Origin of the sequence: Microcoleus sp. B9-D4 (assembly GCF_036705105.1) — a bacterium.
Classification (GTDB): domain Bacteria; phylum Cyanobacteriota; class Cyanobacteriia; order Cyanobacteriales; family Microcoleaceae; genus Microcoleus.
Genome location: NZ_JAUBTS010000001.1, coordinates 109528 through 121147 on the forward strand (window position 1 = coordinate 109528; position 11620 = coordinate 121147).

The following is an 11620-nucleotide window of genomic DNA, read 5'->3' on the forward strand; positions in this document are numbered from 1 at the left end:
TTTGCCAATTTTAGCCTAAATTTTATACTTTCTTTAGACGTAACAATTTTTTTGGCTATTATTTGGACAAATTATGCGATCGCAACAGTTAAGTTTAATGAAAGATTTATTTCTATTTGCTAATTGTCAATTGTGATTTATTAAGCTAATACCCGTTCTTAAAATATCTTGTGGTGGGAAATGCCATTGCCCATTGGTGTCAACTTAAGCCGATCATCTGCAAGTCCGCGAGTCCGCCAGGGGTTGAAACCCACGGGGCTTTTAGCGAAAGTCCTCTGAAGAGGACTAATAGATATCTGCAAAAAAGCCAGTATTGAACTGGCAAGATGCCTGTTCCACAATAAGAGGTTTAAGGAGTTCTTCAGTCCTCTTGAGAGGACTTTAGCTTTGAGACAGGGAATTCATTCCCTGTCTGTCGGACTGTCGGACTATCGGTTTTACCTGTTTGTTGACACCAATGGACAAGGCCGTATCTCTACAGATTTAACCGACTCCAGAAACGATCGCAAAACCCAGAACTGCGACAAACACAATCAGGGCATAAAATTGAGCGCGACCGCTCTCAAAGTATTTCAAACCTTCGCCGCTAACCAAGGTGAGAAACCCTGTTAAGTTGACGACACCATCGACGACTCGCAAATCAACTTCCATGACTTGCCGCGCTAAACGGCGGCTGCCTTTGACAAAGAGAAAATCGTTGATATCGTCGAGATACCACTTGTTGAGGGAGAACTCGTAAAGCGGTTTGATTTTTTGGGCGATCGCACTTGCGTCAATTTTACGGCTCAAATACATCAGAGAAGCCAAAGTAATGCCCAGCAAAGCAATACCTACAGAGCTTCCGCCCATAATCAAAAATTCCGTCAAATTGAACTCAGCAGCGTGTTCCAAAACTTCTTCGAGAGACTCGCCTGGAGCGCGAACAAACTGCTCGAAATAATTGGCAAACGGCGTACCGAGAAAACCGATAAACACAGAAGGTACTGCCAGCAAAACTAACGGCAGAGCCATTGTCAGAGGAGATTCGTGAGGCAAATGGTCGTGCTCATCGTGACTGTCGCCAGTTGATGCCAATTCCTTAACGTTCATCGCTCCGGGGCCAAAAACAACACCGGGTTGCAAGAGTTGCCGCTTGATGGCGCTGTCATTGCCCCGGAATTCGCCCTCAAAGGTGCTGAAATACATTCGGAACATATAAAACGCGGTCATCCCGGCCGTCAGCCAGCTAACAGCCCACAAAGCGGGATTTGCGGAGAAGGCGCTGGCGAGGATTTCGTCTTTTGACCAAAAACCAGCAAACGGCGGAATTCCGCAGATTGCCAAATTTCCGATTAAAAAGCAAGAAGCGGTAATCGGCATATATTTCCGCAAGCCGCCCATGACTCGCATATCTTGAGCGAGTGCGGGGTTGTGGCCTACAACTGCTTCCATCCCGTGAATCACTGAACCTGAACACAGGAACAGCATTGCTTTGAAGTAAGCGTGAGTCATCAAGTGGAAAAGTCCGGCACTGTAAGCGCCGACGCCCATTGCCATCACCATGTAGCCGAGTTGGGAGATGGTGGAGTAGGCGAGGCCTTTTTTGATGTCATTTTGGGTAATCGCGATCGAAGCACCCATAAATGCCGTAAAACAGCCAGTGCAGGCGATCAAATTCATGACTGCAGGCAGCCCTTCAAACACCGGGTACATCCGAGCGATCAGGAATACGCCGGCGGCTACCATTGTCGCGGCGTGGATTAAGGCCGAAATCGGTGTCGGGCCTTCCATTGCGTCTGGTAGCCAGACGTGGAGGGGGAATTGAGCGGATTTGGCTGCTGGCCCCAAAAATATCAGGACGCCGAAGATTGTCGCCAGAGTCGCGCTGAGGGCACCGGATTCGACTAATGAGTGCAGACGTTCGCCCATCACCTCAAATTCAAAGCTGCCGGTGGCCCAGTAAATGCCGAGGATGCCCAGCAGTAGGCCGAAGTCGCCGACGCGGTTGGTGACAAAAGCTTTTTGGCAAGCGTCAGCAGCGGGTTTGCGATCGTACCAAAATCCGACTAGCAGGTACGAACACATACCTACGAGTTCCCAGAAAATGTAAATCTGAACGATGTTCGGGCTGATTACCAGACCCAACATCGAGGCGCTGAAGATGCTCAGGTAGGCGTAAAAGCGCACGTAGCCGTCATCGTGAGCCATGTAGCCGTCGGTGTAAATCATCACCAAAAAGGCGACCGTAGTGACGATCGCCAGCATCACCGCCGTCAGCGGGTCGATGATATAGCCCATATTCAGCGAGAAGTCGCCAGCAGAAGCCCACTGAATAGTGCGGGTGTAGGGTGCGTGGCCCTGTAGTTGACTCCACAGCAATGCGAAGGATAGTACCATTGACCCTCCGAGTGCGGACACGATTAATATCGCATTCGCTTGTCGGAGTTTGTTGGTTGCCTGGTTAAAGGTGATTAAGCCTAGACCTACTAGCATTGCGCCTGCCAGTGGCAGGACAGGAATCAGCCAAGCATATTGATAAAGCAGTTCCATCACTGATAGGTAGTTTAAAGTTTCTACTAGATATTGCCCAAACTGTAAACAATTGTGACACAAGCCTGCGCGACCCGGCATAAATACTTGTTGTAATTCTCAAGCGTTGTCGATCGACAACGCTTGAGACCTACTGCATATTTTCCCGATCGAGCTGATCGATCTAGTTCGCCTTAAATCTATGCCCAAATATAGACTGACAAATCGAGCTTGGACGGAAAGAAATCAAGAAACCGGGTTTTTTAACCGATACCCTGGCGTTCCACACTATATTTTTGTAAAAAACACTGTTTCTGTTTCTGTATTCAGGACTGCGACATTTGGCGCTCAGGGGGCCGATCGACAAATGAGGAATTGCTTCTGCTTTCTACCTAAAAGCCGAATAACTTGCAGCCGTTACCTGTTGGCTACTTCCTGAAGTTGCAGCCGTTGAGATGGGGAAGCTACGTGAGCGGCCAGCATCCAGGCATCCAGAGTCCGCCGCAGTTCCTCGCGTCCTTGGTAGTCTTCCAATCTAAATCGAACTTTATCGCCCTCAAACAAAATCAGCGTGGGCAGACTTGTCAGCCGATAAGTGTGGGCCAACTTGAAACATTGATCGGCATTCACCCCTACGAGCTTGACTTTTCCTGCCCACTGTGCTTCAAAAGTCTTAAGCGTGGGGTCGATCGCGCGGCACAAACCGCACCAAGGAGCCGAAAAGTGAACTAAAACGGGGGTAGAGGCTTGAAACACCTCTTGTGCAAAAGTGCGTTCGCTAACCGACAACACCATGAGCCCTCAAAATTTAATAATTTTTTTTCTATCCTAGGGATCATGCTACCAGTATATGTTCCTAGTGACACGCATCAAAAAAGGATGAATTTCCCACAGCAGGCCCGTAAAAATGACTACACCTAGATAGGAAGGGCGCAGAAACTCAAGCAAATCAAGGGTTTGACGCTTTTGTAGGATTGCCAAAAAAGGCATGATTGAGGTTCGAGATTTGATGGTTTCAAAGGATTCTCCAAAACGAGCCTGAAGTCGCCTGTCGCCGTGCCACACTCCGAACAGGTGGTGAAGTACCAAACCGATGGAAGTGACGAGGGTAAAGCTAGTGCCAATCCACAGGGTGTGGGCCACGCACCAAATCACTTGTCCCACCATTTGCGGGTGACGGGTGATGCGAATGATGCCAGTTTCGTAGAGGTGAACTTGGGGCTTTTGGACGGCGGCAATTTCTAGGAGGTTGAAAGTTGCTGGGTACAAAAACAGAAAGGAAATTGCCGAAAGTATCCAAACTGCGGGTTTAACTCCGGGTAATCCCTGTACTTGCCAAAGCTGTACGCCGTCGTAGCGGTGGTTGAAAAAGTAGACAATCAGAATGACGGCTAGCGGCAAACTGACAAGGGCAAACAAAACCCGGTAAAGTCTCGGCCCGATCAGCTTTTCACCTTTGGGTCGGAGGGCTGCTAAACCGCTGTGGGCGATCGCAAAAACCAGTAATAGACCCAGAATAACTAAGTGGGAGTCGAGCGCCAAGTCGATCGTCATTGCAAATATTAAGAAAAGTTATTGATTCTCGGCCAATTTGTGTCACAAAGTATCTATGGGAGCATTCAGCGGTTATCAGTCAGTTAACTGTTCACTGTTCGCTGTTGACTGTTCGCTGTTCGCTGTTGACTGTTCGCTGTTGACTGTTCGCTGTTTGCTGTTCGCTGCCTACAGTCAACCGTCAACCGTCAACTGACAACTGACAACTGACAACTGACAATTTAGATATATGTCTGACCTTCCTTTCACTTTAGACCAGTTACGCATTCTCAAGGCGATCGCCTCTGAAGGAAGCTTCAAACGCGCCGCGGACAGCCTCTATGTATCCCAGCCAGCAGTTAGCTTGCAGGTGCAAAACTTAGAGAGACAGTTGGACGTGCCACTGTTTGACCGGGGGGGGCGGCGGGCGCAACTGACCGAAGCCGGACACCTGCTGCTGAGTTACGGCGAGAAAATTTTATCGCTTTGCCAGGAAACTTGTCGAGCTCTGGAAGACTTGCAAAATCTCCAAGGCGGTACTTTGATTGTTGGCGCTTCTCAAACAACGGGAACCTATTTGCTGCCCCGGATGATTGGAATGTTTCGCCAAAAGTACCCGGATGTAGCAGTACAGCTTCACGTTCACTCGACTCGCCGCACGGCGTGGAGTGTGGCCAACGGGCAAATCGATTTGGCAATTGTTGGCGGAGAAATTCCTACCGAACTTGTAGAAGCTTTAGAAATTGTTCCTTACGCTGAGGACGAACTGGCTCTGATTCTTCCTCCATCTCACCCGATGGTACAACAAGAAACTATCCAAAAAGAAGACCTTTACAAATTGCAGTTTATATCTCTCGATTCGCAGTCTACGATCCGCAAAGTAATCGATCAGGTACTGACTCGCTGCGGCATAGACACGCGCCGCTTGAAAATAGAGATGGAACTAAATTCGATCGAAGCCATTAAAAATGCCGTTCAGTCGGGGCTAGGAGCTGCTTTTGTCTCGGTTTCGGCGATCGAAAAAGAGTTGCTCATGGGCGTCTTGCACAAATCTCAAATGGACGAAGTTTTGGTAACTCGCATTTTGTCGCTGATTTACAACCCCAACCGCTACCGTTCTAAAGCTGCCGAGGCTTTCAGCAATGAAATTTTGCCCCAGTTTGCTACTTATTCGACCATCCTGGAGAAGAAAGAACCCCCGGCGCTCGATTTGGGATTCATAGAAATAGGAACTCCCAACTCGGCGGGAAGTTAATCTCTTAGGTCGCTGGCAGTTAGCAGTTCGCGGTGAGTTGAGAAATCGAAATCTGGTTTAACCATCACTTTTTCTTCGTTCTTCCCTTTTCCTTCTTTCCTCTTCCTTCTTCCCTCTTCTTAGCAAACAAAAATGGAAGTTTACTGCACCCGACCGGGCTGCCCGCGCCCTCAAAACTCTTTTCCCGACCTCGATGACAGTTCGCGGCTGAAAACGGTGCAGCAAAAGTTTTGCACCGCTTGCGGGATGCCCATGATTTTGAGCGGGCGCTATTTGCCCGTGAGGTTGTTGGGTCAAGGCGGTTTTGGGGCGGCATTTTTGGCCAGAGACCGCTATACTCCCGCGATGCGGCAGTGCGTTGCTAAACTTTTGCAGCCGTCGGTAAGTCTGACTCCGCCCCAGCTAAAAATCGCTCAAACTCTTTTTGAACGGGAAGCGGCGGTGCTGGAAGAACTGGGAAACGAACATTCCCAAATTCCGAGTTTGCTGGCTTTTTTTGAGCTGACTGTTACGAGTTTGCAGCCGGGAAAAAACGATCAGTTTTTCTATCTGGTTCAAGAATTTATTGACGGTAAAAATTTGGAGGATGAACAGGCTGTTAAAGGCAGGTTTTCGGAGGCGGAAACGGTGGAGGTGCTGCGGGAAATTTTGAAGGTTCTCGATTTTGTACACTCTCGCGGTTCGATTCACCGGGATATTAAACCTGCTAATATTATGCGGGGTAAAAACGGTCGGCTTTATTTATTAGATTTTGGGGCTGTTAAACAAGTAACACAAAGTGTTGGGAGTGCAAAAGCTTCGACTGGCATTTATTCTTTGGGTTATGCTCCGCCAGAACAGATGAGCGGGCAAGAAGTTTATCCGGCAACGGATTTGTATGCTTTGGCTGTGACTTGTATTACTTTGCTGAGTGGTTTGCAACCGACGGAGCTTTTTGATAGTTACAGAAATGAGTGGAATTGGCAGTCGCGGGTGCAGGTAAGTTCGCGTTTGGCTCACGTTCTCGATCGAATGTTATTATCAGCTCCCAGCCAGCGGTTTCAATCTGCGAGGGAGGTGGAAGCGGCTCTGATGTCTCGGCCTCAACAACATTCTCAACCACCTACAGTCGTGGTGGCGCCGCCTCCGATACCTCTTCAACCGACTCAGCCACCTCCTCCTGTACGGGTTGCTGCAACACCTCCAGGAGGGCTGCAACCTTCGCAGAGAGCGACTTTTTCGATTTGGGAGGTTTTGTCCGGGGCGGCGTTTACGGGTTTTGAGGCGGGGGTGCTGGCGATCGCCCTGACGAGTTTGCTGCCGTCTCCTGGCTTGAGTATCGGATTATTGGGGATGATTGTGGCGGGTTTGATTTACGGCCAGTACCGCAGGGCGATCGAACAAACTGAGATGTTGATTATTGGCGCAGGTACTGTGGCTTTGCTGTGGTTTTTCCCGGTTTTACAGACGGCTGCAGGTGCGATTTATCCGAATTCTCCGATCACTGGCGTGTTGTTTGTGGGATGGTTGGGTGCTTTGGGTGCGATCGCTGGCACAGCTATTTTTAGATTGATTTATAAGTTACTTTCTAATATTTTTTAACTTGCACCACTGTCAGCAACAGGCAAGATGCCTGTTCCACAAAGAGTGAATTTATTGTGGGATGGACATCCTGCCCGCAACAGGCAAGATGCCTGTTCCACAAAGAGTGAATTTATTGTGGGATGGGCATCCTGCCCGTCCATAAAAAGCTTAATAAATCAATGGAAAATCAGAAGTTGATTAACCCGAATTGGGTCATTGCTTGGGGCCCAGAAGTCCGATCGCACCCTGCAACTTGGGAAACTTCCGGTTTTGCCATAATCGGAGCTCAACCCACCTTCAGCCCCAATCGGCGATTTGTGCTCGTAGGTGACTGCTGCTTCGATCGCACTCCAACGCTCAAACAACAGATTGATACCGAGGGATTGACCGATTTGGCGATCGTCGGGCGGCTATGGGAACAGTCAGGCCCTCAAACTTTGAGCTTACTGGAAGGACAATTTGCCCTTGCTGTGTGGGATCGAGAGGAGAAAACCTTGTGTCTGGGGCGCGATCGCGTTGGAGCCAAAACGCTCTATTACACTCGTACAGGAACGACTCGCTGGATTGCGCCTCGACTGCGATCGCTCAATCCGTATCACGATCGAGAACTTGATTTAGTTGCTTTGCGCGACTACTTGTGCTGTGCGTTTGTACCCGGAGCACAAACGCTGTGGGAAGCGGTGCGAGAGTTGCGGCCCGGTAGCTACCTGTACTTACCGGATATTGAGGCGCACAGATACTGGCAGCCACAGGAGCAAATTACTAATGCCGATCGCCCTTTGGAATGGCATAGTCAACAAGTGCGATCGCTTTTGGAACAACTGGTGCAGTCAGCGCTACCAGCGGGAGAACCAGTCGCAGCATATCTTTCGGGCGGTATTGATTCCAGTTGCGTCGCCGCGATCGCCACAAGACTGCACGATCGCCCGGTGCACACTTTTTCGATGCACTTTGGCGATCAATATCCCAGCGAGATTGAATTTGCCAACATCGTTGCGGCACATTGTGGCACTGAGCACCACGTTTTGGAAGTTTCGCCGCAGCAAATTTGGGATTTACTACCGGAAACACTGGCGGCAATGGATGATCCGGTGGGGGAAGGCTTGACGGTTCCCAATTTGCTGTTGGGGCGATCGGCAAAGCAATTTGCAGACGTGGTACTCAATGGCGAAGGCGGCGATCCGTGCTTTGGCGGGCCGAAAAATAAGCCGATGCTGCTGAATAGTTTGTATGGTTCGGTTCAGGGTAAACCAGATCCGATCGCAGCTTACTTGACTTCGTTTCAAAAATGCTATGTGGATTTGCCACGTTTGCTGAAGCCGGAGGTTTGGGAAAAGGTGAAGAATGCGCCTTCCGTCTTTGCTGAGGAATTGCAACAGACAGAAACAACGTTTTTGAATCGGCTGATGCGGCTCAACATTGAGTTTAAAGGAGCCGATTACATTTTGACCAAGGTGAATAATCTCACCGCTGCGGCGGGATTGGAAGCGCGATCGCCTTTGTTTGATTCGCGGATGGTGGCGCTGAGTTTGCAAATTCCCCCAGAATATAAGCTTTCGGGCGCGCAGGAAAAAGCGGTTCTCAAGGCTGCTGTGGCTGATTTGCTGCCAGATGTCATTGTCAACCGTCCGAAAAGCGGGATGGTGATGTCGATGCAGCAGTGGTTTTTGAGGGATTGGCAGCGGCAAGCGCGATCATTGTTGCTGAATCGTCATGCGGCGATCGCGCCTTACCTCGATCAAACACTAATCCGCGAATGGCTAAACTATCGTGGGGAAGTTTTTCCCCGCTATGGGCTGAAGCTGTGGCTGCTGGTGACGCTGGAAATTTGGTTACAAGTGAATCGCCGTTAGGATGGCGAATTAAATAACTTACAATTTTAATTGTTATTGTGGGATGGGCGTCCCGCCCGTCCAAAAAAGACGGGCGGGACGCCCATCCCACTTTCAAGAGTGGAAGTTATTTATACCAATTTTAAAAAAGAATGCAACAGTATTCTTTTTTAAAATTGGTATAAAATCTAAAATCTAAAATCTAAAATCTAAAATCGAATGACCCCCTAATTTGTCGATCGACAATGGCATTTTCCCTATGCGGTTTTCGCTCTTGTTTATAGAACCGAATTAAACCGCAGAGGGCGCAGAGGATACAGAGAAACGGAAGAGACAGATGAATCATTCCGATGCCAACGGACTGGATAGAAAACAAAGATTCACCTGGGTCGTCGAATTAGCCAGAGTTCTCTCAAAATTATTAACGAGGATTTTGCACCTTTCTATCCAATAATTTCATATCATGTCCGATCGATTAACGATAATATCCCGGTCGGGGCGGGTTTTTGAGAGTGTCAATTATTGGCAGGTATTCTTGGTGAACTCGCCCTACAAAAATCGCGGTTCCTCGACCGGACATGATATCAGTTGTCAATTTCTTATTTAAGCAGCCGCATTTTTAACCCCCAATTTCAAGCACTATTTTACCGGTTACTGAGCCTGTTTCTAACAGTTCGTGAGCGGCTTGCGCTTCTTCGAGAGGGAAAGTTTTGCTGACGTGAATTTTTAGCAAGTTGCGATCGCACAAACGAGCACACTTCTGCAAAATATGAGCCTGCTGTTCCTGTTCCTCCACCAAACCTTCCAGCATCGGTGTTAACATTAATTCCAGACTAATTCGCAGATTCCGCATTCTCGCTGTTTTCAAATTGCCCAAAGCTGGATCTGGTTCCAAAATTGTTACCAAATCTCCATAAAATCGAACAGCCGGAATAGTTTGGTAAAAAGTTTCTCCCCCGACTGTATCGAAAGCCAAATCAACTCCTTGTCCTTGAGTCCAAGTCAAAACCTCATCGACAACATTGGTATTTTTGTATAAAATAACTGAATCTGCACCTAGGTGCTTGACAAAATTGGCTTTTTCCTCTGAACTAACAGTCGTGCAAACCTCTGCCCCCTGTAACTTCGCCAACTGTATCGCGACGTGGCCGACACCGCCGGCACCAGCTTGAATCAGCACCTTCTTTGATAACACCTGACCGGCTTGCAAGCGCCCTCGATCGTACAGCGATTCCCAAGCTGTAATTAAAACTAACGGTGCCGCCGCCGCCTCAGCAAAACTTAAAGCAGCAGGCTTGAGGGCGAGAAAGCGTTCGTCTACAACGGCAAACTCAGCATAAGTACCGATCGACCCGCCCAAACCGCCATTGCAGAAAAAAACCTCGTCTCCCACTTGGAAACTTTGCACACCAGCACCGATAGCCTCTACGACTCCAGCACCGTCGCACCCCAAAACGTGAGGAGCTTTATCGGGGTAAAAAGTGCCGCGCGATCGCAACTTAGTATCTATCGGATTGATACCCGCCGCTCGCAACCGCACCAAAACTTCAGTTTCTGTTTGTATAGTAGGGGCGGGGATATCTTGCACTTTCAATACGGACGGGCTTCCGGGGGTTTGAAAAACGATCGCTTTCATCATGGGTGTTACACTAGATCAGATAATCCCTAGACTTTATTGTATATTGCTTAGCAAAGCAACAAAAAACTTTTCGTTTATCCCAAAATTTATGAGGGTTGTTGAAAGGCATTACATAGATCGGCAGCATCAGTTTTATAAACAGTTTGATGGCTTATCATTTCTGTTCAAAAATCTCTACGATCATGGTAAATATTTATGAGGACACACTTTTTCACTTCGGGCTCTAAAGTTGGTGGCACTAAAATTATCAGACAGTTATTTGCCATTTTCAAACCTAGAGACTGCTCTCAATCATTCCCTGCTAATATTAGCAAGCAAGTTTTCAAACAAGTTGTTCACGATTGGGAGGATTGCCAAAAGTCAAGAATAGCTTATGACCGAGATATACCTAAATTTTCATTTCTCCCCAGCATCCCCCAATACAAACATAGAATCTGTACAGGTAACTTGTTCAGTTCTGATAACCAATCCATAAAAAAAAGGGGGAGCGACTCCAATAAGGGACTACTTCATTTCTCTCCAAGTGACATAATAATTTATACAAAATCTCCTAATGTCATCAAGGTAAGAATAGTTCCTGCAACAGCACTATACTTTGTTGAGGCTGCCCATCAAAAGCTTGTAACGTTGGTGAATTTAAATTGCCACCTTAGAGCAAGTATAGATTTAGGGATCGATCACCTCGTAGCTGTGGCATCCAATAAGCCAACATTTATTCCAACTATTTATGATAATCAAAAAAATCTCAAATCAATCAATCAATGTTTCAATCAGCGCCGAGCATTTTTACTATCAAAACTTTACCAGGGAAAATCTACCACGCGCCAAATGCAGCAAATCACCTTTAATCGAAATAAACGATTAGAAAACTACCAAGATAAAACCAGCAGTTTGATTATCAAGCGGTTGGTGGCTCGGAAAATAATTCAGTTCATTATTGACACCAATCTGAGAAATAAACAGAAGATAAAATCACAAAAAAAGCATCAAATTTTGGGTGTAATTCCTCATGCCGAAATCATAAAGTTTATTACTTACAAAACTGAGATAGTCGGTATCAACATAATAGTTACACAAGCATATTATACAAATAAGTGCAGATTAGGGGATTTAGAGCCTGTCGGTAAGCAAGACTCTTACCAGGGTAAGATCGATAAACGCGGATGGTTTCGGTCTTGGAATGAAAGTCGGATTAATGCTGATGTGAATGCAGCGTTAATTATGATTAGAAAAGTAAACGTAAACTCACCCCCTTAGAGGAGTGCCACAATCGTATATATGTGTTTACAA

General features: G+C 47.5%; 8 protein-coding genes. 4 read left to right on the forward strand and 4 right to left on the reverse strand.

What is annotated here, in order from left to right:
* Positions 1–483: 483 nt before the first annotated feature.
* From QUB24_RS00450 to QUB24_RS00460, 3 genes are all read right to left on the reverse strand, one after another.
* The gene (locus tag QUB24_RS00450) at positions 484–2529 is read right to left on the reverse strand and encodes an NAD(P)H-quinone oxidoreductase subunit 5 (RefSeq protein WP_333149889.1); all 2046 of its coding nucleotides are present in this window, start codon (positions 2527–2529) and stop codon (positions 484–486) included.
* Between the two features lie 396 nt (positions 2530–2925).
* Positions 2926–3303, reverse strand: a complete 378-nt coding sequence (locus QUB24_RS00455) for a thioredoxin family protein (RefSeq protein WP_333149563.1) — start codon at positions 3301–3303, stop codon at positions 2926–2928.
* A gap of 45 nt (positions 3304–3348) precedes the next feature.
* On the reverse strand, positions 3349–4062 hold the full coding sequence (locus tag QUB24_RS00460) for an NnrU family protein (RefSeq protein WP_333095535.1): 714 nt from the start codon (positions 4060–4062) through the stop codon (positions 3349–3351).
* A gap of 229 nt (positions 4063–4291) precedes the next feature.
* Between QUB24_RS00460 and QUB24_RS00465 the strand changes: the two genes are divergently transcribed.
* The 3 genes from QUB24_RS00465 (at position 4292) to QUB24_RS00475 (ending at position 8712) form a co-directional block, all read left to right on the forward strand.
* Positions 4292–5296 (forward strand): LysR family transcriptional regulator, encoded by a 1005-nt coding sequence (locus tag QUB24_RS00465; protein ID WP_333054398.1) that lies wholly within the window; start codon positions 4292–4294, stop codon positions 5294–5296.
* 132 nt (positions 5297–5428) lie between these two features.
* Complete coding sequence (locus tag QUB24_RS00470; protein ID WP_333149566.1) at positions 5429–6877, forward strand: serine/threonine-protein kinase; 1449 nt, start codon at positions 5429–5431, stop codon at positions 6875–6877.
* Between the two features lie 161 nt (positions 6878–7038).
* The gene (locus tag QUB24_RS00475) at positions 7039–8712 is read left to right on the forward strand and encodes an asparagine synthase-related protein (protein WP_333149568.1); all 1674 of its coding nucleotides are present in this window, start codon (positions 7039–7041) and stop codon (positions 8710–8712) included.
* A gap of 598 nt (positions 8713–9310) precedes the next feature.
* Here QUB24_RS00475 and QUB24_RS00480 read toward each other — a convergent pair.
* Positions 9311–10327 carry a zinc-dependent alcohol dehydrogenase family protein gene (locus QUB24_RS00480; protein ID WP_333149891.1) on the reverse strand — a complete coding sequence of 339 codons (1017 nt, stop codon included), beginning with the start codon at positions 10325–10327 and terminating at the stop codon, positions 9311–9313.
* 198 nt (positions 10328–10525) lie between these two features.
* Here QUB24_RS00480 and QUB24_RS00485 point away from each other — a divergent pair, with 198 nt between their 5' ends.
* On the forward strand, positions 10526–11587 hold the full coding sequence (locus QUB24_RS00485; protein ID WP_333149570.1) for a transposase: 1062 nt from the start codon (positions 10526–10528) through the stop codon (positions 11585–11587).
* The last annotated feature ends 33 nt before the right edge of the window (positions 11588–11620 follow it).